The 21,504-nt window shown below is 73.1% G+C and carries 22 protein-coding genes; 17 read left to right on the forward strand and 5 right to left on the reverse strand.

Going from position 1 to position 21,504, the window contains the following annotated elements:
• The first annotated feature begins 5 nt into the window (after nt 1-5).
• The 5 genes from gdhA (at nt 6) to AB0M99_RS23100 (ending at nt 5,616) form a co-directional block, all read left to right on the forward strand.
• A complete protein-coding gene (gene gdhA / locus AB0M99_RS23080) occupies nt 6-1,364 on the forward strand; it encodes an NADP-specific glutamate dehydrogenase (protein ID WP_365923291.1) in 1,359 nt (452 codons plus the stop codon).
• Between the two features lie 108 nt (nt 1,365-1,472).
• Nucleotides 1,473-2,816 carry an AMP-binding protein gene (locus tag AB0M99_RS23085; RefSeq protein ID WP_365923293.1) on the forward strand — a complete coding sequence of 448 codons (1,344 nt, stop codon included), beginning with the start codon at nt 1,473-1,475 and terminating at the stop codon, nt 2,814-2,816.
• Between the two features lie 50 nt (nt 2,817-2,866).
• The gene (locus AB0M99_RS23090; protein ID WP_365923295.1) at nt 2,867-3,829 is read left to right on the forward strand and encodes a DMT family transporter; all 963 of its coding nucleotides are present in this window, start codon (nt 2,867-2,869) and stop codon (nt 3,827-3,829) included.
• A 51-nt stretch (nt 3,830-3,880) separates the two neighbouring features.
• Nucleotides 3,881-4,720 (forward strand): isocitrate lyase/phosphoenolpyruvate mutase family protein, encoded by an 840-nt coding sequence (locus AB0M99_RS23095; protein ID WP_365923297.1) that lies wholly within the window; start codon nt 3,881-3,883, stop codon nt 4,718-4,720.
• A gap of 26 nt (nt 4,721-4,746) precedes the next feature.
• Nucleotides 4,747-5,616, forward strand: a complete 870-nt coding sequence (locus AB0M99_RS23100; protein ID WP_365923299.1) for an alpha/beta hydrolase — start codon at nt 4,747-4,749, stop codon at nt 5,614-5,616.
• 57 nt (nt 5,617-5,673) lie between these two features.
• Here AB0M99_RS23100 and AB0M99_RS23105 read toward each other — a convergent pair whose 3' ends face one another.
• Nucleotides 5,674-6,069 carry a GNAT family N-acetyltransferase gene (locus tag AB0M99_RS23105; RefSeq protein WP_365923301.1) on the reverse strand — a complete coding sequence of 132 codons (396 nt, stop codon included), beginning with the start codon at nt 6,067-6,069 and terminating at the stop codon, nt 5,674-5,676.
• A complete protein-coding gene (locus AB0M99_RS23110; RefSeq protein WP_365923303.1) occupies nt 5,987-6,367 on the reverse strand; it encodes a hypothetical protein in 381 nt (126 codons plus the stop codon). The genes AB0M99_RS23105 and AB0M99_RS23110 overlap by 83 nt, the downstream gene beginning before the upstream one ends.
• A 157-nt stretch (nt 6,368-6,524) precedes the next feature.
• Here AB0M99_RS23110 and AB0M99_RS23115 point away from each other — a divergent pair, with 157 nt between their 5' ends.
• Together AB0M99_RS23115 and AB0M99_RS23120 are read left to right on the forward strand one after the other, a co-directional pair.
• Nucleotides 6,525-7,121: a hypothetical protein gene (locus AB0M99_RS23115; protein WP_365923305.1), complete on the forward strand. Its 597-nt coding sequence runs from the start codon at nt 6,525-6,527 to the stop codon at nt 7,119-7,121.
• 52 nt (nt 7,122-7,173) lie between these two features.
• Entirely contained in the window at nt 7,174-7,401 is a 228-nt protein-coding gene (locus AB0M99_RS23120; RefSeq protein WP_365923307.1) for a hypothetical protein, read from the forward strand.
• Here the strand turns inward: AB0M99_RS23120 and AB0M99_RS23125 are convergent, their stop codons facing one another.
• Together AB0M99_RS23125 and AB0M99_RS23130 are read right to left on the reverse strand one after the other, a co-directional pair.
• Nucleotides 7,402-7,554 carry a hypothetical protein gene (locus AB0M99_RS23125; RefSeq protein WP_365923309.1) on the reverse strand — a complete coding sequence of 51 codons (153 nt, stop codon included), beginning with the start codon at nt 7,552-7,554 and terminating at the stop codon, nt 7,402-7,404. It lies immediately after the preceding gene.
• Nucleotides 7,555-7,673: 119 nt separating this feature from the next.
• Entirely contained in the window at nt 7,674-7,835 is a 162-nt protein-coding gene (locus AB0M99_RS23130) for a hypothetical protein (RefSeq protein WP_365923311.1), read from the reverse strand.
• A gap of 177 nt (nt 7,836-8,012) precedes the next feature.
• Here AB0M99_RS23130 and AB0M99_RS23135 point away from each other — a divergent pair, with 177 nt between their 5' ends.
• From AB0M99_RS23135 to AB0M99_RS23180, 10 genes are all read left to right on the forward strand, one after another.
• Nucleotides 8,013-8,402: a hypothetical protein gene (locus AB0M99_RS23135; RefSeq protein ID WP_365923313.1), complete on the forward strand. Its 390-nt coding sequence runs from the start codon at nt 8,013-8,015 to the stop codon at nt 8,400-8,402.
• Nucleotides 8,403-8,594: 192 nt separating this feature from the next.
• A complete protein-coding gene (locus tag AB0M99_RS23140; protein ID WP_365923315.1) occupies nt 8,595-8,807 on the forward strand; it encodes a hypothetical protein in 213 nt (70 codons plus the stop codon).
• 192 nt (nt 8,808-8,999) lie between these two features.
• Complete coding sequence (locus tag AB0M99_RS23145) at nt 9,000-10,673, forward strand: phospholipase D-like domain-containing protein (protein WP_365923317.1); 1,674 nt, start codon at nt 9,000-9,002, stop codon at nt 10,671-10,673.
• 153 nt (nt 10,674-10,826) lie between these two features.
• Nucleotides 10,827-11,873 carry a 3-oxoacyl-ACP synthase gene (locus AB0M99_RS23150; RefSeq protein WP_365923319.1) on the forward strand — a complete coding sequence of 349 codons (1,047 nt, stop codon included), beginning with the start codon at nt 10,827-10,829 and terminating at the stop codon, nt 11,871-11,873.
• Nucleotides 11,874-12,053: 180 nt separating this feature from the next.
• A complete protein-coding gene (locus tag AB0M99_RS23155) occupies nt 12,054-13,262 on the forward strand; it encodes a cytochrome P450 (RefSeq protein WP_365923321.1) in 1,209 nt (402 codons plus the stop codon).
• Between the two features lie 138 nt (nt 13,263-13,400).
• The gene (locus tag AB0M99_RS23160) at nt 13,401-15,029 is read left to right on the forward strand and encodes a PQQ-binding-like beta-propeller repeat protein (RefSeq protein ID WP_365923323.1); all 1,629 of its coding nucleotides are present in this window, start codon (nt 13,401-13,403) and stop codon (nt 15,027-15,029) included.
• 28 nt (nt 15,030-15,057) lie between these two features.
• Nucleotides 15,058-15,786, forward strand: coding sequence for a hypothetical protein (locus tag AB0M99_RS23165; protein WP_365923324.1), 729 nt, complete (start codon nt 15,058-15,060; stop codon nt 15,784-15,786).
• A gap of 492 nt (nt 15,787-16,278) precedes the next feature.
• The gene (locus AB0M99_RS23170; RefSeq protein WP_365923326.1) at nt 16,279-16,674 is read left to right on the forward strand and encodes a hypothetical protein; all 396 of its coding nucleotides are present in this window, start codon (nt 16,279-16,281) and stop codon (nt 16,672-16,674) included.
• Between the two features lie 41 nt (nt 16,675-16,715).
• On the forward strand, nt 16,716-18,674 hold the full coding sequence (locus AB0M99_RS23175; protein ID WP_365923328.1) for a phenylacetate--CoA ligase family protein: 1,959 nt from the start codon (nt 16,716-16,718) through the stop codon (nt 18,672-18,674).
• The gene (locus AB0M99_RS23180) at nt 18,674-19,927 is read left to right on the forward strand and encodes an MFS transporter (protein ID WP_365923330.1); all 1,254 of its coding nucleotides are present in this window, start codon (nt 18,674-18,676) and stop codon (nt 19,925-19,927) included. The genes AB0M99_RS23175 and AB0M99_RS23180 overlap by 1 nt, the downstream gene beginning before the upstream one ends.
• 54 nt (nt 19,928-19,981) lie before the next feature.
• Here AB0M99_RS23180 and AB0M99_RS23185 read toward each other — a convergent pair whose 3' ends face one another.
• A complete protein-coding gene (locus tag AB0M99_RS23185; RefSeq protein ID WP_365923332.1) occupies nt 19,982-21,490 on the reverse strand; it encodes an MFS transporter in 1,509 nt (502 codons plus the stop codon).
• Nucleotides 21,491-21,504: the final 14 nt, after the last annotated feature.

Genomic DNA, 21,504 nt, shown 5'->3' on the forward strand with positions numbered 1-21,504 from the left:
AGATCGTGAAGGACCCCAAGGACCCGAAGGACCGCCTGGACGCGCTGCGGGCCGACATCGAACGCCGCAACCCCGCCCAGCCCGAGTTCCACCAGGCGGTACGGGAGGTCCTGGACACCCTGGCCCCCGTGTTCGCGGCGCGCCCCGAGTACGCCGAGGCGGGTCTCGTCGAGCGGCTCGTGGAGCCCGAGCGGCAGATCATCTTCCGGGTCCCGTGGCAGGACGACCACGGCCGCGTCCACGTCAACCGCGGCTACCGCATCGAGTTCAACAGCGCGCTCGGACCGTACAAGGGGGGCCTGCGCTTTCACCCGTCCGTGGACATCGGCGTGGTGAAGTTCCTCGGCTTCGAGCAGATCTTCAAGAACGCGCTGACCGGCCTCGGCATCGGCGGCGGCAAGGGCGGCAGCGACTTCGACCCGCACGGCAGGTCGGACTCCGAGGTCATGCGCTTCTGCCAGTCCTTCATGACCGAGCTCCACCGCCACATCGGCGAGCACACCGACGTCCCGGCCGGCGACATCGGCGTCGGCGGCCGCGAGATCGGCTTCCTCTTCGGCCAGTACCGGCGCATCACCAACCGCTGGGAAGCCGGGGTGCTGACCGGCAAGGGCCGCGGCTGGGGCGGCTCGGCGATCCGCCCCCAGGCCACCGGCTACGGCAGCGTGCTGTTCGCCGCCGAGATGCTGGCGCGGCGCGGGGCCGCCCTGGACGGCCTCACCGCCGTCGTCTCCGGCTCCGGCAACGTGGCCGTCCACACGATCGAGAAGCTCCAGCAGCTGGGCGCCAACCCGCTGACGGCGTCCGACTCCCGGGGCTACGTGATCGACGACAAGGGCATCGACCTCGCCCTGCTGAAGCAGATCAAGGAGGTCGAACGGGGGCGGGTGAGCGAGTACGCGCAGCGCCGCGGCTCCTCCGCCCGCTACGTCCCCGGCGGCCGGGTCTGGGAGGTCCCCGCGGACGTGGCCTTCCCGTCGGCCACCCAGAACGAACTGGACGCGCAGGACGCCCGCCTGCTGATCGCGAACGGCGTCCGCGCGGTCTCGGAGGGCGCCAACATGCCCACCACCCCCGAGGCCGTCCGCCTGCTCCAGGAGGCCGGGGTCGCCTTCGGCCCGGGCAAGGCGGCGAACGCGGGCGGAGTCGCGGTCAGCGCCCTGGAGATGAGCCAGAACGCGGGCCGCGTGGCCTGGAGCGCGGAGCGCGTCGAGGACGAACTCGCCTCGATCATGCGCGACATCCACGAGGTCTCGTACGAGACGGCCGCCCGCTACGGCGCCCCGGGCGACTACGTGACGGGCGCGAACATCGCCGGCTTCGAGCGGGTGGCGGACGCGATGCTGGCGCAGGGAGTGATCTGACGCCCGCCGGCCGTCGTGGACCTCGGCGGCCGGGGTGCGCGCGTGCGCGCCGTACCCTGGCCCCGACCACCGATCAGCCGCGCCGCACACCGCAGGGGGACGCCGCTCGTGCTCACCGCACTCACCGGCACGTACGGAGACCGCCCGGACGCCATCAGCGTGGCCGGGCGCGCCGCGTCGTACGAGGAACTGCTCGGCGCGGCCCGGGCCGTGGCCGCGGACGTCGCCGGCGCCCCGGCCTTCGCCGTCACCGCGACCCCCACCCTGGAGACCGTCGCCGCCGCGGTCGGCGCGCTGCTCGCCGGAGTGCCCTTCGTACCGCTGCCGCCCGACGCCGGGCCCGCGGAGCGCGAGCACATCCTGCGGGACTCGGGCGCCGAGCTCCTCGACGTCGACTTCGCCCGGCGCTCCGGGGCGACGCCCGCGTCGGCCGCGGGGCCCGCGGACCCGGCCCTCGTCCTGTACACCTCCGGCACCACCGGGCCCCCGAAGGGCGTCGTCCTGTCCGCCGAGGCGGTCACCGCCGACCTCGACGCCCTCGCCGAAGCCTGGCAGTGGAGCGCCGAGGACACCCTCGTCCACGGACTGCCGCTGTTCCACGTGCACGGGCTCGTCCTCGGCGTCCTCGGCGCCCTGCGCACCGGCAGCCGCCTGGTCCACACCGGCCGCCCCACCCCCGAGGCCTACGCCGCGGCCGGCGGCAGCCTCTACTTCGGAGTCCCCACCGTCTGGTCCCGCATCGCCCGCGCCCCGCGGGAGGCGGCCGCCCTCGCGGGCGCCCGGCTCCTCGTCTCCGGCAGCGCCGCGCTGCCCGCGCCCGTCTTCCGGGACCTGGAACGCCTCACCGGCCTGCGGCCCGTGGAGCGCTACGGCATGACCGAGACCCTGATCACCGTCAGCGGCCGCGCGGGCGGCGCGGTCCGCCCCGGCACCGTCGGCACCCCGCTGCCCGGCATCCGTACCCGCATCGCCGCCGAGCCGGGCGCCGAGATCGGCGAACTCCAGCTCACCGGGCCGACGCTGTTCTCGGGCTACCTGGGCCGCCCGGAAGCCACGGCCGCCGCGTACACGGAAGACGGGTGGTTCCGTACGGGCGACATCGCGGCCGTCGACGAGGCGGACGGGGTCCACCGCATCGTCGGCCGCGCCTCCATCGACATGATCAAGTCGGGGGGCTACCGGATCGGCGCCGGCGAGATCGAGAACGCCCTGCTGGACCACCCCAAGGTCACCGAGGCGGCCGTGGTCGGCGTGCCGGACGCCGACCTCGGCCAGCGCATCGTCGCCTTCGTCGTCGCCGAAGGGGTCACCGGAGCCGAACTGACCGACTTCGTCGCCGCGCACCTGTCGGTGCACAAGCGCCCCCGCGAGGTCCGCTTCGTCGAGGCGGTGCCGCGCAACGCGATGGGCAAGCCGCAGAAGAAGCTGCTGCTGACGGACGAGGGACCATGACGCGGAGAAACCGAGTGTGCAGGCGGGACCGCTGTGAGTAGCTTGCTCGCATGGACCAAACGGCTGGCGATGCCAGAACTGATCGGCGTGCCCTCCTAGCCGCATGTGTCACCGTCGCGCTGTGGGCCTCGGCCTTCGTCTCGATCCGTTCCGCGGCCGCTCACTTCAGCCCCGGGGCACTGGCGTTGGGACGGCTGCTGACGGCTTCGGCCGCGCTCGGGCTCGTACTGGTCATCAAGCGCGTACCGCTGCCCGCGCGGCAGGCATGGCCCGGCATTCTGACCTCGGGGGTGCTCTGGTTCGGCCTGTACATGGTGACGCTGAACTGGGGCGAGCAGCTCGTGGACGCCGGGACGGCGGCCATGATCGTCAACATCGGCCCGATCGTGATCGCGCTGCTCAGCGGCTGGCTGCTCAAGGAGGGCTTCCCGCGCATGCTGTTGGCGGGGATGGGGGTCTCCTTCGCGGGCGCCGCCATCGTGGGCGTGTCCACCTCCAACGGTGAATCCGCCTCCCTGTCCGGAGTGCTGCTCTGCCTGGTCGCGGCCCTCGCCTACGGGGCCGGGGTGGTCTCGCAGAAGCCGGCGCTGAAGTACGCGACCCCGATCCAGGTGACCACGTACGGCTGCTTCGTCGGCACGGCCGTCACCCTGCCCTTCGCCTGGCAGCTCGCCGGCGAGCTGCCCGACGCCCCGCTCTCCGCCACCCTCAACATGCTCTACCTGGGGCTCTTCCCGACCGCCCTGGCCTTCACGACCTGGACGTACGCGCTCGCGCGGACCACCGCCGGGAAGATGGGCGCGACCACGTACGCGGTGCCCGCCACCGTCGTGCTGATCGCCTGGGCCGCCCTCGACGAGATCCCCGGCTGGCTGACCCTGCTGGGCGGGGCGATCTGCCTGGCCGGAGTCGGCGTCTCCCGCAGGCGCCCCGCTGCCCCGCCGGCTGCCCCGTCGGCCGCCCTGCCGGCCGCCCTGCCGAGCGGCGAGCAGCCGGTGCGCGCCGCCGACTGAGGGCGTCGGCGCGCCCGTCAGCCCGTCCGACGCACTCCCACGAGGAACGACATGAACCGCACCGCCGCCGCCGAAGCCCAGTACCAGCGGGCCGTCGCCTTCCGGGACCTGCACGCGGGCCCGGGCCCCTTCGTCGTACCGAACCCCTGGGACGCGGGCAGCGCACGCCTCCTGGCCGGCTTCGGCTTCGCCGCCCTCGCCACCACCGGGGCCGGCCTCGCCCACAGCCTGGGCCGCCCCGACGGCGCGAACCGGGTCAGCCGTACCGAGATCCTCGCCAACGCCCGCGTCATCGTGGACGCCACGGGCCTGCCGGTCACCGCCGACCTGGAGAGCGGCTTCGGCGAACGCCCCGAGGACGTCGCCGAGACCATCCGGCTCGCCGCCGGAGCCGGCCTGGTCGGCGGCTCCATCGAGGACTCCACCGGCCGCGACGAGGACCCCGTGCGCCCGCTCGGCGAAGCCGTGGAACGGGTCGCGGCCGCCGTCGAAGCGGCCGCGCGGCTGGACTTCCCCTTCACCGTCACCGCCCGCGCCGAGAACTTCTTCCAGGGCCGCCCCGACCTCGACGACACCATCCGCCGCCTCCGGGCCTACGAGGAGGCCGGCGCCGACGTGCTCTACGCCCCCGCCCTGCCCGACGCAGAGGCCGTCCGCGCCGTCTGCTCCGCGCTCTCCCGCCCCGTCAACGTCCTGATGGGCGGCGCCCTGAACCTCTCCGTCGCCGACCTCGGCGCCCTGGGCGTGCGCCGCGTCAGCACCGGCTCCGCCCTGTCCCGCGCGGCGCTGGGCGCCCTCACCCGGGCCGCGCGGGAGATCACCGAGCACGGCACCTTCACCTTCGGCGCGGACGCCCTCCCGTACGCCGACGCCAACACCCGGCTCGCCTAGTGCCGTGACCAGCGAGGACCTTCACCATGCGCGCAACCTTGAGCCCTACGTTCGTATTCGTTCACGGCGGCTCCAGCAACGCCCGGGCCTGGGGCCCGTTGCAGAACGAACTGGCCCTGCTCGGGCACCGTTCGCACGCCGTCGACCTGCCCGGCCACGGCGACCTCGCCGACGGTCCGGCCGCCTACTACCGGCAGCCGCAGGACGTCACCGCACTGGCCGCCGACCCGTCGCCGATGCGAGGTGTCACGTTGCAGGACAACGTGCGCCACGTGCTCACCGTCGTACGCCGCCTCGCCGCTGCGGGGCCCGTCGTCCTGGTCGGCAACAGCTTCGGCGGTCTGACGGTCAGCGCCGTCGCCAACGCCGCACCGGAACTGCTCCACCGCACCGTCTACCTGTCGGCGGTCTGCCTCAGCGACCCGGCCATGCTCACCGAGCCGTGGGACGTGGTCGACGACAACCTGCTCGACGCCCTGGCCGCGCGCATCACCGTGCCCCGCGCGGACGGGGCCGACCAGGACGTGGTCCGGCTGAACTGGCGCAGTGCGCACGCCGACCCGCAGCTGTTCGCGGAGCTGAAGGCCGCGGTCATGGCCGACTCCACCGACCACCAGTTCCGGCTGCTGCTGGACTCCCTGGACCCGGACGAGAACTACGCGATGCTGGAGCCGGGTGCGGTGGTCCGGGCCGACGGCTGGGGGCGTGTCCCGCACACCTTCGTCCGGCTCGCCGCGGACCGGAGCATCCCTCCGGCCGTCCAGGACCACATGATCCGCACAGCGGACGCGCTGACCCCGGACAACCCCTTCGAGGTGCACACCCTCGACGCCTCGCACGTCGGCTACTTCAGCCGGCCGCGGGACTTCGCGGATCTGTTGGCCGGCCTCGTCTGAGGCGCTGTCGGCACCCGGGGCACGGGAAGCCCGCCTGCCCGCCCACCCGCCCACGCCTCAGCCGTGGTGCTGCTCCAGGCGCAGGTCGACGAAGGCCACGGTGTGGCCCGGCAGAACGTACCGGTCGACCTCGGCGAAGCCGCGGCGGCGGGCGAAGTGCAGCCCCTCCGTGGTGGAGGCCAGGACCACCGTCTCGATCACCGTGGCCCCGAGCGCCCGCGCCTGCTCCAGCCCGTGGGCGTAGAGCGCACCGCCCAGGCCCCGGCCGCGGTGCCCGGGCAGCACCCGCGCGATCACCGTGGCGGCCGTCGGGTCGTCCGCCGGCGGACGCACCGTCGTGCAGCCCACCAGCGCGTCGCCGACGCGGAAGTCATACGGTCCATCCTGCGCCAGGGCCCCGGGGCGCGGCCGCCCATGACGGGACCGGAGCGGGTAGCGCGGCGCGCCGCGCACGGCGTCGGGCCAGCAGGATCGCGGCGAACGCCGCGACCGCGACGGCCGCGCAGACGGCCGCGGTGACGAACGGCCAGTGGGGCCAGGCCGGGTCGTGGTAGCCGGCCTCGTACGGGGTCTTCGTGCAGGCGGTGGTGGCGTCGCAGGCGTACCTCTTGCCCGCGGTGAGGAACAGCCCCGCGACCACGCCGAGCCCGGCGAAGGCCAGGGCGGCGAGCAGCGACGCGGCGGGGAGCGCGTACCAGGCCACGTGGGGCCGGACGCGCCCCCGCGGCGGTCCGTACGACGGCGCGTTCATCGCGACTGCTCCTCGGCTCGGCGGTGTGGCCACGGCCCATCCTCCCGGCGACAACGCGGCCGGGTCATGAGTGCGCGTACTCAACCGCGCCACCTTCCCCGGGGCACCCGGACGCGGCATTGTGCTGTCGTCCGGTGTGCTCTCGAACGGGGGATCGATGGGGATCTTGGACCAGCTTCCGGCGCTGATCGGCGTCGTCGTCGGAGCCGTCGGCTCTTACGCCGTGGCCGGCCTCACCGAGCGGAGCCGTTGGCGGCGGGCGCGGGCGGAGTGTTGGGACGAGAAGAGGTTCCTCACCTACGCGAACTACGCGAGCACCCTGAAGGAACAGATACGCATCGCACAGCGCATCGGGGCGGCCAGGGGTTTCGAGAACGTGGCGGATCCCCTGGAGCCGGTCGAAGGCCTTGCGCTGCTGGCCGAGGCCGAGTCGCGGCGCGCGGCCGAGTGGGAGTCGGTGCTGCTCGTCGGGGACGCCGAAGCCATCGGAGCCGCTCGCGCCTGGCACGAGGCCGTGTGGAACGTCGAGTTGTACGCGCGCGGGCTGAGGGACGACGCGGACGGGTGGGCCAGCGCGGAAAAGGAGGTGAGCCGGGCCCGCGACGCGTTCTACGTGTGCGCCCGGCGCGACCTCGGGATCGCGGGGCCGCCTCCGCCCTCCGGGAACTGGCCCCGGACGTGGCAGCAGGTGCAGGTGCAGGCTCCGGACCAGGAGCCCGGGGCGGTGGCGCGATCCGGGCGGCGTCGGGCGTAGGACTCGTACCGGCTCTTCGGGAGGCTGCTCACGCCAAATCCGAGCGAGCGGGATGAAGTACGAGGCGCCCCTCGAAAAGATCGTCTACGGGAGCTTCGAGAAGGGGAGGAGCATGAAGATCGTCCCCGAGGAGCCGGCCGACCGCTGGACGGACAAGCTGGCCGAGACGTTCGGGCGGGGCAGGGATTCCCGCAGCACTGTTCCCGGGGCCCGCCGGGACAGCGCCCCGGCGCCGGACGACGGCGTGAGCGGAGCCGCTGCCGAGGAGCCCGGTCGCTGACTACTCCGCCGGACGTCCGAGCCTTTTCCGTACGAGCGCCCTCGCCCGCTCCGTGAATTCCGCGTCGGGCCGCCTGAGGTCGTCGCCGAGGTGGGCGGCGACCCCGGATTCCCGGAGCAGGTCCAGGCGGTGGAGCGGCCATTTCGAACTCATCAGGAGGCCGTGGTCGCCCGGACGGGCTTCCGCATGCTCGTTGAGCATGCGGTAACCCGCCAGGCACACGTGGTCCTTGATGAATCCGCCCGGCGCCGAGGTATCGGAAAGACCCCGCTTCACCCGTGCCCGCACCGCTCCGCGGCCCGCAGGAACCGCTCGCGGTGTTCCACGAGGCCGTCGGGGAGCACCAGTCTCAGCAGGGACATGCCGGCCGTGGCCGCCTTGAACCGGGTGGCTGCGGGGTCGGCGCGCCGCATGCGTTCGATCTCAGGGTTCACGCCGGGGCACTCCGCAGGTCGTCCATCGGTCCTCTCGGATGTCCGTTCCCGTCCGGGGGAGTGCCAACCCGGAAAACCGGCCAGATCGCCGCCCGGCGAGTCGTATGGTGTCGGCATGGCGAAGAACGGGCCGGCCCCGTCGGCCCGGCGTCGGGCCGGGAGCAGGCAGAGCGCCGCGTGAACACCGGCTACATCCTGGACCACACCGCGATCGCGGCCCTGGCCCACGGCGACGTGTACATGGCCGCCCGCGTGTTCCGCTCGGTCCGGCAGGTCCAGCCCCTGTACGTGCCGGCCGTCGCGCTCGCCGAAGGCCTCACCGGAGTCGCCCGGGGCGACGTGGCGCAGATGCTGCGGGACGCGCTCTGCGCCCCCTGCTTCGTCTTCCGCGCCCTGGACGAGGCCGGCTGCTGGGCGGCCGCGCAGCTCGCCCGGGAACGGGCCGCCGATCTGCCGACCGCCCACGCGGCGTACATCGCCCTCGGCTCCGGACTCCCCGTCCTGACCCGCCAGGCTGACCGCTACAAGCAGATCGACGCCGGCATCGTCACCGAACCCATCCCGTAGGCCGGACCCGGGCCCCGGCCCATCCCGCTGGTCCAGGGCAGGTCGAGGGGGATGCGACCGGGCTCGTGCACCCTGGCTGCGCGGCGGAGCGCAGGGCGGGCCCGGGCGACGACACCCGCGCCCGCAACGGGCCGCGCCGCGCGAAGAAGGCACGGCACCACCCCCTGCCCGCAACCACGGAAGCCTGCCGCCATGACGCATCCAGAACTGACCCTCGCCTCGCTCCGGATCCTCAACGGCGCCCCCTCGATGGAGGAGCTCGCCGTGCTCGCCGGATTCCTCAACGCCCGGCTCCAGGCCCCGGCGCAGGCCCCGGCGCCGTCCGAACCCCAGGCGCCCGCGCCCGTCCCGCTGCGGCGGCACCCCGCTCCCGCCTACGACCCGCCGCGCGCCCGGGCCTCCTGACGGCCCGTCCGGGGGCGGACGGGGCGCCCGGTTCGGGGTGTGGAAGCGGGGTGGCCGATTCCGGCATACCCGACTTCCGCCCCTTCCACCCGGCTGATAGCTTCCGCGAGTTGATCTTGACATCGATCTCGATCCCGCCCGTCGCTGCGCCGCACCGCGCCGACGGCGGTCCCCTCGCACAAGGAAGTCACATTGCACCGCCACGCACCGCACCGGGCGCCCGTCGCCCTCCTCGCCCGCGCCGCCGCCCCGGCCGCCCTCCTCGCCCTGCTGCTGCCCGCCCTCCCGGCGGCCGCGGCCGAGACGCCCGCGACGCCCCACCTCGACGCGGTCGAGCAGACCCTGCGCCAGGTCTCGCCCGGGCTGGAGGGCCAGGTGTGGGAGCGCACCGCCGGCAACACCCTCGACGCCTCGACCCCCGGCGGCGGCGACTGGCTGCTGCAGACCCCCGGCTGCTGGGGCGATGACACCTGCGCCACGCGGCCGGGCACCCAGCGCCTGCTGTCGAAGATCACCGAGAACATCTCGGCGGCGACGAGCACCGTCGACATATCGACCCTCGCGCCCTTCCCCAACGGCGCGTTCCAGGACGCCGTCGTCGCCGGCCTCAAGAACTCGGCCGCGCGCGGCAACAAGCTGACGGTACGCGTCCTCGTCGGCGCGGCCCCCCTGTACCACCTCAACGTGGTGCCCTCGAAGTACCGCGACGAACTCGTCGCGAAGCTCGGCCCGGACGCCTCGCGGATCACCCTCAACGTGGCGTCGATGACGACCTCGAAGACCGCGTTCTCCTGGAACCACTCCAAGCTCCTCGTGGTCGACAACCAGTCCGTGGTCACCGGCGGCATCAACAGCTGGAAGGACGACTACCTGGAGACCACCCACCCGGTGGCCGACGTCGACCTCGCGCTGAAGGGCCCCGCGGCCGCGTCCGCCGGCCGCTACCTCGACCAGCTGTGGTCCTGGACCTGCCAGAACAAGAGCAGCTTCACCAGCGTCTGGTTCGCCTCCTCCAACAACGCCCCCTGCCTGCCGGCCCTGGCCCCGGCGGCCGGCCCCGCCGCCCCGGCGAACACCCCCGGGACCGGGAGCGGGACCGGGAGCGGGACCGGGACCGCCCCGGGCAACGTCCCGGTCATCGCCGTCGGCGGCCTCGGCGTCGGCATCAGGCAGAGCGACCCCACCTCCGCCTTCCGCCCCACCCTCCCCACCGCCCCCGACACCAAGTGCACCGTCGGCCTGCACGACAACACCAACGCCGACCGCGACTACGACACGGTCAACCCGGAGGAGAGCGCCCTGCGCACGCTCGTCTCCAGCGCGAAGACGCACATCGAGATCTCCCAGCAGGACGTCAACGCGACCTGCCCGCCGCTGCCCCGCTACGACATCCGCCTCTACGACGCCCTCGCCGCCAAGCTCGCCGCCGGCGTCAAGGTCCGCATCGTCGTCAGCGACCCCGCCAACCGGGGCGCGGTCGGCAGCGGCGGCTACTCCCAGATCAAGTCGCTCTCCGAGATCAGCGACACCCTGCGGGGCCGCCTCGCCCTCGTCACCGGCGACCAGCAGCGCGCCCGCGCCGCGATGTGCTCCAACCTCCAGCTGGCCACCTTCCGCAGCTCGGCGAGCCCGAAGTGGGCCGACGGCAGCCCGTACGCGCAGCACCACAAGCTGGTCTCCGTCGACGACTCGACGTTCTACATCGGCTCGAAGAACCTCTACCCGTCCTGGCTCCAGGACTTCGGCTACGTCGTCGAGAGCCCCGCGGCCGCCCAGCAGCTCACCACCCAGCTGCTGGCCCCGCAGTGGCAGTACTCGCAGGCCACCGCCACGTTCGACTACGAGCGCGGCATCTGCCAGGCCTGACCCGCCGGCCCCCGCCGCCTTGCCCGGTCGTGCACCGGGCAAGGCGCAGTCGATCAGGGTTCCACCCGTGGTCGAGATCCGTGCCTAGGTTTGAACGAGACGGATCCCTGCTGCGACAGGGACAGTGCACGGCAAGAAACGTACGGGGGCTCCATGAAAATCATCGAACCTCTTGCTCTGGAGGCAGCCACCTGGCTGCCCGAGGAACGGGAACGGGTGTCCGACGTCCTGGCGTCGGGCGGCATCACGGAGGCGGAAGCCGAGCAGTTCGGCCTGACCGAGGTACCGGTGTCCGACATACCGGGACCGCAGCTGGCCGTGCGCGCAGCGGAGCGCGCCCTGGCCGCAGCCGAGTTCGACCCCGCGAGGATCGGCCTGGTGGCACACGCCTGGCTCTTCCACCAGGGTCACGACTTCTGGTCGCCCCCGCACTACGTCGCCGACCAGGTGGGCGCGCACGACGCGCTCCCGCTCGGCGTACGGCAGATGTCGAACGGCGGCGTCGCCGCCCTCGGCGTCGCCGTGGACCGGCTCATCGCCGACCCCGAGGTGGAAGCCGCGCTGGTCACCACCGGCGACCGCTTCGTCCCGCCCGCCTTCAACCGCTGGACGGCGGACTACGGAGCCGTCTACGGCGACGCCGGCACCGCGGCCCTGCTGCACCGCCACGACCCGGACCGCCGCGACGCGGAGCGCTCGCGGCCCCTCCTGCTGCTGCGCTCGCTCACCTTCGCGACCGCCGCGGAGTACGAGGCCATGTACCGGGGCCGGGACCCCTTCACCGAGGCGCCCCTCGAGGCCGGCAGCCCCATCGACATCCGCCGGCCCAAGAAGGCGTACCTGGAGGAGCACGGGGGGATGGGGCCCTTCCTGAAGTCCGCGGCCGACGCCGTACGCTCCACCCTCCTGCAGTCGCTCGCGGAGTCGGGCGTCGAGCCCGGCGACCCGCGCATCCGCTGCGTGGCGCTGCCCCGCCTCGGCGAGCACGTCCTGTCCATCACGCACGCCCTCCTCGACGAACTCCTGGGCGTGGAGATCCTCCAGCTGCGCGAGGGCAGCGGCCACCTCGGGGCCGGGGACCTGCTGGCCAACCTGGCCCACATCTCGTCCTCCCACGGCCTGGAGCCCGGCGAGTTCGCGGTGGTGATCGGCGGAGGCGGCGGCTTCACCTGGTCCTGCGCCGTGGTCCAGGCGGCCTGACCCCGCAGCAGAGCCGGGGTGCCCGGTCCTCCCGTACTTCCGCTTCGCGGAAGAATTCCAGGTCAACAGCGGTAATACGGGAGGCCGGCCACCCCGTGGCGGACGGGCGCGGCTACTGTGGGGAAGTTACGCACCGCCAAGCGTGACGTCACAACGCGCGCTCGATCCAGGGGGAATGAAATGGTGCTCAGGCCTGCCATCGTGGAACTGCCTGAACTCGGCACGGACTTCGTCAGCAACCCTTACCCGGTCTACGCGAAACTCCGGGAACAGGGACCCGTCCACCTCGTTCGCACACCGGAAGGCCGGGAAGCCTGGCTGGTCGTCGGACACGAGGCCTGCCGCAGCGCCTTCACCGACCCGCGGCTGAGCCGCGACTGGCTCCGGTCCGGTGACATCGGCCAGATCATCAACACCGGCCAGGACGACCCCTCGCTCGCGCACATGCTGATGGCCGAGCCGCCGCACCACACCCGGCTGCGCCGCCTGGTGTCCCGGGAGTTCACCCCGCGCCGCATCGAGGCGCTGGCGCCGCGCATCCAGCAGATCACCGACGAGCTGCTGGACGCGATGGAGGCGAGGGAGGAGCGCCGGGGCGACCTGGTGGACCTGTTCGCGTTCCCGCTGCCGATCACCGTCATCTGCGAGTTGCTGGGCGTGCCGGAGATGGACCGCGAGTCGTTCCGCGCCTGGTCCAGCGAGATGGTCGCCCGTACCAGCCCGGAGGCCGAGGCTGCCGCGTACGCGGAGATGCCCCGGTTCCTGACCGGGCTCATCGAGGCCAAGCGCGCCGCACCCGGCGACGACCTGCTCAGCGGGATGATCCACGCCGTCGACGAGGGCGGCGACCGGCTCTCGCCGGAGGAGCTCATCGGCATGAGCGTCCTGCTGCTCATCGCCGGGCACGAGACCACGGTCAACCTGATCGGCAACGGGATGCGCGCCCTGTTCGCCCACCCCGACCAGCTCGCCGACCTGCGCGCGGACCTCGGCCTCCTCGACGGTGCGATCGAGGAGATGCTCCGCTACGACGGCCCGGTCGAGACCTCCACCGAGCGGCTCGCCCTGGAGGACGTGGAGATGGGCGGGGTGGTGATCCCGGCGGGCTCCACCGTCCTGATCTCCATGGCCGACGCGGACCGCGACCCGGCCCGCTTCGAGGACCCGGACCGTTTCGACATCCGCCGCGACGCCCGCGGCCACATCGCCTTCGGGCACGGCCTGCACCACTGCCTGGGTGCGCCGCTGGCCCGGCTGGAGGGCCGCATCGCGCTCCGCTCGCTGCTGGAGCGCCTGCCGGAACTCACCGCCGACACCGACGGGGCGGAGCTGTCCTGGCTGCCCGGCATGCTGATCCGGGGCGTACGGCAGCTGCCCGTCCGCTGGTGACGCCCTGGCTCGTGATGCGGTGGGCCGGCTGCGACCACCGCATCCCGAGCCGGTCGAGCTGCGCGCGATGATCGCTCCGGCGAGGAAGTAGTCTAAAAATCTATTCTAGAAATCCTGCCTGACCGGCACACTCTCCCCATGACCGGTCGCACCTCCGGCGAACAGCCGAATCCCGATGGGCAGTGGCCCCCGGCACCCGCCGGCTTCGGGCCCCCGCCCGGACCCGGCGGCTACGGCACGTTCGGGCCACCGCCGCAGCCCTGGCAGGTCGCACCCGATACGCCCGCGACCGTCCCCGTCCCCGCCGCCGCGCCCGCCCGTACGGGCGGCCGGTTCACGGACCGCCCCGGAAGCGTCGTGCTCGCCGTGCTGGTCGCCGTCCTGCTCGCCATCGGCGCCGGCGTGTACGTCACCGTCCGCACCGACCGCGGCACGCCCGCCGCGCAGGACGGCAAGAACCCGGCCGCGCCCTCCGGTTCGCCCTCGGTCGACCAGGGCGACGGCAAGGGCCCCGGCGTCGGCCGCGACACCTACGACCCCAACGGCGATATCAAGCCAGGCGAGGCCAGGGTCTGGCTGCGCGACAACCAGACCGAGGTCGCGGGCGCGGGAACCAACCAGTTCGGCCCGTGGCGGGTGGGCGAGGTGGTCGTGAAGGCGATGTTCAAGGAGGTCACCGCCTACGCGGTGGCCGACGGCCAGGAGAAGTGGAAGGTGGCGCTGCCGACGCCCCTGTGCGGGGTTCCGCCGGCCCCCTCCGCCAACGGCAAACTGGTCGTCGCCGTCCACGAGAGCGACTCGCTGACCTCGCACTGCACGGACCTCCAGCAGATCGACCTCACCACGGGCAAGGCCGGATGGAAGACGGCGGTGCCCCAGGAGACCAAGTTCGACTCCACGGGCCCGTTCACGCTGGCGATCAGCGGTGACACCGTCGCCGTGGCCCGGTCGACCAGCATGAGCGGCTTCTCGGTCACCGACGGCAGGAAGCTCTTCGGCACCTCGAACGAGAACGGCTGCTACCCGTCCGAGTTCGCCGGCGGTTCGCGCCTGCTCCTCAAGCGCAGCTGCGCCGGCGCCGAACAGGTGATGCTCCAGGAAGTGGACCCGGTGACGGCCGCCCCCAAGTGGAGCCACACGTACGACAAGGGCTGGAAGCTCGGCCGCGTCCTGTCCATGGACCCGCTCGTCGTCGCCGCCTACCACTCGGAGAGGAAGGTCTGGAGCATCACGGCCTTCGCCGCCGACGGAAAGATCCGCTCGCAGAGCGAGCCGGCGTTCGGGGTCCCCGGCCGGTGCAACGGATGGGGCTCCGCGGACGGCCTCCAGGAGTGCCTCGCCTCCACGGCCGACGCCGACACCCTCTACGTCGCCGGGGGCAAGCCCGGCAAGGAGCTCGGCATCGACGCGGACGCCGCCAACCAGGTCGTCGCCGTCGATCTGAACACGGGCAAGGAGAAGTGGCGCACCGCCGAGCAGTCCAAGGGCCGCAGCGTGTGGCCGCTCGCCGTCGAGGGCGGCCGCGTCGTCGTGTACGTCTCGCCCGGCAAGGTCGAGGCGGCCTCGGTCGTCTCCCTCGCGCCGGCCGACGGCAGCGCGCAGCCGCTCCTGCGGACCCCGGCCGCGGCCGCGGGCGCCGAGGGCGTCTTCTACAACTCCGGCCTGCAGCTCGCCTGGGCGGGCGGGCGGATGTTCCTGCTCAACGGCAGGGCCTACAGCCCGGCCCCCGGGAAGCAGAGCCGCGCGCTCCTCTCCTTCGGCAAGTAACCCGACGCACGGAAGCAGGAAGGACACCATGCAGGACGCCGAGAGGTGGAGAACCGTCATCGGGATCTACGCGGTGACGGCGGTGGCGGCCACCGCCGCCGTCGCCGGCGCCCTGGTGATCGTCCACAGGGCCGAGGACGCCGACGCCGCCGCGACCTCGACGGCGGGCTGGAAGACCGTGGTCAACCCCGCGCACGGCATCGCGTTCGACGTCCCGCCGGACTGGGAGGTGGTCTCGCCCACCGTCTTCAGCGGCTACACCGACCACAACGACCCGGACAAGCACCTCATCGGGCACACGGCACCCGCGTTCTACAAGTCCAAGTGGTGCAGCATCGACGGCAACGGCGACGGCGTGGTCACCGACACCAGGCTCGCCACCACCGGCAGCAAGGGCGCCGACGGCGCCAAGTCCACCGAAGAGGTCGCCGAGAAGACCGCGCCGACCTGGGTCTACGCCGCGTACACCCAGCCGGACAAGTCCTTGGTGAAGTGGGACAAGCCGGTGGAGTTCACGACGAAGTCCGGAGTCAGGGGGAGCTACGTCAAGGCCCGCTCCGAGGGCGCCCCGGCGCCCAACCGCTGCGAGGGCGACGGCAAGGCGGTCGCCTTCGGCTTCAAGAACTCCAAGGGCGACTTCGTCGCCTGGGACTTCTACGGCCGCACCGGCGTGCCCGGCGCCGTCAGCGACGAACTGGTCATGCGGATCATGAGCACGGTCCGCCTGGAAGGGGACCCGAAGCCGAAGGAACAGTGACCGCGCGCACGACCACCGCGTCCGGCGCCAGCAGCGCGCGGCGGCGGGCCGAGGAGCCCGCCGACGCGGCGGCCCGTCGGTGAGCACCACCAGGTCGGCGCCGAGCAGCGCCCGGTCCAGGGTGTCGGCGCCGAGCAGGGCGATGCCCTGCTCGGCCGCGAGGGCGGCGATACGGGCACTGGGCCAGCGCGGGGGCCCGTACGCCGGCCCCGGGTACACGGTGATGTTGCCGAGGCAGGGCATCCGGCGGGCGAGCCCGGCGACATGCGCCGCGACCGCCGGACCCGTGCCCACGACCGTCGCGGAACTGACCCGGGGCACCACCAGCTCGCACGCGGCCGACACGGAGAGCTGCGCCGCGTCCTCGTAGCCGTCGCGGCCGTCGGAGTACTCGTGGCTCTCGCCATACCTCTCGCCGCTGTCGTACGAGGGGGCCGGACTGACGGGACCGGGCATGGGGGCGCCTCCCTGCGAGCGGGGCCGCCTGCCCCGATGCCCGCAGAGTGCGGCCGACCGCTACCCGGTCGCTATCGGAGCGCCGTCAGCCGGCGGCTCCGCGCAGCAGCAGCTGCTTCCCGGCGAGTTCGCCGCGCCCCCGCCCCGGACACCCCCACGGGCCGCTACCACGGCTGGCTCGTCTTCCCCGGCCACCACCTCCCGCACGGCCGCGGCCACACCGTCACCGTGCCCCCGCACCTGCTGCGGCACCCCTGCGCCGACCGGATCCACAGCCTCGCTCCGGGGATCCCGCCGGCCGCCCACATCACCTACCAGGAATGGCTCGTGCCGCTCGCCCTCGAAGCCTCGCACCCCGACCCCGACGTGCTCCGCGACTACCTGCGCGAATGCGCCGACACCGTCTCGGTGCGGGCGGAGGGCGTGGCATGAGACACGAGAGGCGCGAGAGGTCTGCAACGCGCGAGAGGCCCGTGAGGCACTACCCCACCGACCTGCTCCTCGCCCTGGAAGCGGCCGCCCCCGGCCTGGACGGGCTCCTGACCGCCGCCGCCCTCGGCTCCCTGCGCCCGCTCCTGGACGTCGACCAGCTCACCGAGGGCCTGGACGAACTCTTCGGCGGCCTCGCCCAGTACCCCTGGTCACCGCTGACCGACAGCAACGACGTGGACGAGTTCCGGCCCCTCGGCGAGGTCGTCCTCGACGACGACCGGCCCGGCAACACCCTGCGCGGACTGCTCCTGGCCTGGGCCACCGGCAGCCACGTCACCGTGCGCACCACCCGCCCCGGCCTCTGGCGGGACCTCGCCGACCTCCTGCACCGCCCCGGCTTCCCCCTCCCCGGGGCCCGCGTCACGGACCCCGGCGCCCCCGCACCGGGCACCCTCCTGCGCGTCCCGGACCTGCTCCCCACCGGCACGGGCACCGCCGTCGCCTGGGACCCCGCGCTGTACGCCACCGCGGGCACCGCCGGCCCGGACGCCCTGGAGACCCGCTTCCCGGCCGGCCGCCCCCTGCCCGACCCGGACACCGTCACCGCGTCCGTCCTGCGCGCCGACTGCCGCGCCGACTGGACCGGCCGCCTCCAGCACCGCACCCACCTGCGCGGCACCACCCTCGCCGCCGCCCGCGCCGCCGAGGACCACCGCCGCACCGGCCGGCTGGACGCCCGGCTGCGCTACCTCGCGGCCCGCGCGCGCAGGTCCCCGTACTACCGCGAACTGCCCGACGTACGCACCCTGGAGGACCTGCCCGGCCTCCCGCAGCTGGACAAGGAGGCACTCGCCGCGCACTCGCTGCCCGCGAGCCGCGCCTTCGCCAGCGGCGCCACACCCACCGGCGAGGTCCTGCGCAGCGGCTCCACCACCGGCACACCGCGCTACATCGTGTACTCCCGCGCCGACTGGAACAACATGGTGCGCGAGGCCGTCCCCCTCTTCTACGCCATGGGGCTGGAGCCCGGCGACCGCCTCGTCAACACCCTCTTCTGCGGCGACCTCTACGGCGGCATCACCACCACCGTCACCGAGTTCAGCCGCATGCCCGTCGAGACCTGCACCACCGCCCAGGCCGTGACCCCGGACAGCCTGCTCATGCTCGTACGCAGCTTCCGGGCCAACGCGCTCATCGGCGTACCCACCCTCATCCTGCCGCTGCTGCGCCGGGCCAAGGCAGCCGATCCGTCGCTGCGCCTCGACAAGGTCCTCTACCTGGGAACGGCCATGAGCCCCGCCGACCGCGGCTGGCTGCGCGAGAACCTCGCCACCCGCGTCGTCACCAGCGTGCTCTGCGCCAACGACGGCGCCCAGCTGGGCTACCAGTGCCCCGAGCTCGGCGGCATGCTCCACCACGTCAACGACGACTACAACTACATCGAGGTCGTCGACGAACACGGCGCCCCGCTCCCCGACGGCCGGGCGGGCGAACTGCTCACCACCACCTTCCAGAAGACCGAGGGCCCGCTGATCCGCTACCGGATCGGCGACCGCGGCCGCATCGTCCACCACGACTGCCCCTGCGGGATCTCCGGCCGCACCCTCGAATACCACGGCCGCTCGGACGGAGCGATCCGCATCAAGGGCGCGGCGCTCCTGTACGAGGAGCTGTTCTCGGAACTCCGGCACCTGGAGGTCTCCGAACTCCAGACGGAGATCGCCACCGACAACGGCCGCGAAGTCCTCACCCTGCGCACGGAATCGGTGCGCCCGCCGACCCCCCGGGCGGTCCGCGACCTCCTGACCGCGCGCTTCCCCCTCCTGGCCGAGGACGGCGAGGACGGCGGCGATGGCGGGGACGGCGGGGACGGCGGGGACGGCGGGGACGGCGGCGACCGGCTGGTCGTCCGCGTGGAGTGCCACACCCCGGGCGCGATCCCGCGCAACCCCTCCAGCGGCAAGATCCGCCCCGTCGTCGACCTCCGGGTGGGCGTCTGATGTGGCGTCACCGCACCGCCCGCACCCTCCTGCTGTCCATCGCGCTCCTGGGCATCGGCATGGGCGTCTACCTCCTCGCCCTCGGCCAGCTGCTCTACCAGCTGACCGGCAGCCCGCAGGGCTTCGCCCTCGTCCTCACCCTCCAGGGCGTCGCCGCCGTCTGCGTCCTGCCCTTCACCGGCCCGCTGGTCGACGCCCTCGACTCCCGCCGCGTCCACATCGTCTGCAGCCTGGGCCGCGCCGTCACGGTGGCCGCCCTCGCCGTGGCGGGACTCACCCGCCCCCCGGGAGCCGTCATCTGGATCGCGGCGGGCGCGCTGCTCCTGGCGGTCTTCGACAACGTCCAGCGGGCCGCCCTCTTCAAGTACACGGCGTGGCACATCGAGCCCTCCGACCGCGCCCGCCTCAACGGCCTGATCAACGTGGCCGTCCAGATCGGCGCCCTCAGCGGCATGGCCCTGCTCGGCCTGATGCTCGTATGGACCTCAGTGGCCACGGCCCTCCTCGCGGACACCGCCGTCGCCCTCGCCGTGGCCGCGCTCGTCCTCGGCCTCCCGGCGCAGCGGACCGAGGAACCCCACCACCCCGCCGCCTCGGTCCTGCGTACCGCACTGCCCCTCACCCTGCGGGACTGGCGGGAGATGTCCCACCGCTACCGCGGCGACCTGGCGATGCTCGGCATCATCGTGCTGTGCGCCGCCGACTTCGTCTTCCAGTCGAGCGTCAGCACCCTGATCGTCCCGCTGGTCGCCGAGCACTACGACGGCCAGGGCCAGTACGTATCCCTCCTGGAGGCCGTCTTCGCACTGGGCATGATCGCCTCGTCCCCGTTCACCCGCCACACCCAGCGCCGTGCCCTGCTCCCCCTGTGGTGCGCCCTCCAGGCCGCGGCGGCGGTGGCCCTGGCGGCCACCCCCCACCCGGCCGCCCACTTCACCGCCCTGTTCGTCGCGGGCTTCGCGAACCTCTCCAGCCTCACCTGGCTGATCACCACCCTCCAGACCCGGGCCGGCCCCCGGGAGAAGGCCAAGATGGCCAGCCTGCGCATGCTCTCGATCCGCCTGGCCACCACCGCCCTGATGCCCCTGATCGGCCACTTCGCCGCGCTCTCCCTCACCGGCGGCTTCCTCACCACGGCCGCGGTCATGCTCCTGTTCACCACGCTTGCCACCCTCACGGTCACCAGACCCCCCACCCCCGGAACCCCACCCCCCGCCGAGCCCCGGGCCGGACTCCTGGCCCGGCCGAAGTAGGAAACGGGAAAGGGCCGGCGCCCCCCCAGGGGGCACCGGCCCTTTCGCCGTGCGTCAGGCGGTGAGCTCGCTCTCCGCGACCGGGGCCCCGGCGGCCTCGGCGGGCTCGGCCTTGGTGTCCCGCATGACGACCGCGGCCAGGACGGCGGCGGCGAGGACGCCGATCGCGCTGATGGTGAAGGTGGTCGACATCGAGGAGGTGAAGGCCTCCCGGGCGGCGTCGACCAGGCCGGTGTCGCCGTTCGCGACGGCCAGCGCCCCGCCGATCGACTGCTTCGCCGCCTCGGGGGCGTCGTCGGGCATCTGCCGGGTGAACCCGCTGGTCAGGAGCGAGCCGAGGATGGCGATGCCGAGCGCGGTGCCGGCCTGCTGGATGGTGTCGTTCAGGGCGGAGCCGACGCCCGCCTTCTCCTGCGGGATGGTGCCCATCAGCGCGCCGACCGCGGCGGGCATCGCGAGACCGGCGCCGAGGCCGAGGAGGCCGAGCGCGACGGCGGGGACGGTGAACCCGCTGGCGGCCGAGACGGTGGTCAGCAGGGCGAAGGAGGCGGCCATGACGATCATGCCGGCCAGTACCAGGAGCCGGTTGCCGATCTTCGCGGCGAGCCCGGCACCGGCGCCGTTGCCGATGAGCGCGGCGACGGCGAGCGGCACGAACGCGAGGCCGGCCTTGACGGGGGAGTAGCCGAGGACGAACTGGAGGTACTGGGTGAGGACCAGCAGCAGACCGCCGTTGCCGATCTGTACGAGGGTCAGCGAGAGCGAGCCGCCGCTGAAGTTGCGGTGCTTGAACAGGACCAGCGGCACCATCGGCTCGGGGATGACGTTCTCCCAGACGACGAACCCGGCGAGAGCGACGACCGCGACGGTCAGGGTGAGGGCGGAGCGGCCGCCGAAGGCGCCGTGCTGCGGGAGCTCGATGATCCACCAGATCAGCGCGGTCATACCGGCCGCGGACAGCACCGCGCCGAGCGGGTCGGGCTTCTGCCACGGCCCCTTGGACTCCGGCATGAGGGTGAGGGCCGCGAAGACGGCCAGCGCGACGACGGGCACGTTGATGAAGAAGATCGAGTGCCAGGAGAAGTGGTCGATCAGGACACCGCCGAGCACCGGGCTGCCGACCAGGCCGAGCATCGACACCGAGCCCCAGGCCGCCATGGCCTTGCCGCGCTCGTCCTCGTCGAAGACGGTGATGAGGATCGACAGGGTCGAGGGCATGATCAGCGCACCGCCGACACCCATCGCGGTGCGTACGGCGATCACTTCGCCGGGGTTGGTGCAGAAGGTCGCGGCCAGCGACGCCGCCCCGAAGAGCAACAGACCGATGATCATGATCTTCCGGCGGCCGAACCGGTCACCGAGGCTGCCGGAGGTGAGCAGGAGCCCGGCGAACACCAGGATGTAGGAATCCAGGATCCACTGGATGTCCTGGGCGCTCGCGCCTATGTCCTCGGTCATCGACGGCACCGCGACCGTCAGGGCCATGCTGTCGACGACCAGGACCAGCGTGCTGAGGCAGAGCACGATCAGGATCCACCAGCGACGTGGGTTGCGGGTTTCCATGGGGAGTTCCTTCC

The sequence above is a fragment of the Streptomyces sp. NPDC051183 genome (genome assembly GCF_040682455.1).
Taxonomy (GTDB): domain Bacteria; phylum Actinomycetota; class Actinomycetes; order Streptomycetales; family Streptomycetaceae; genus Streptomyces.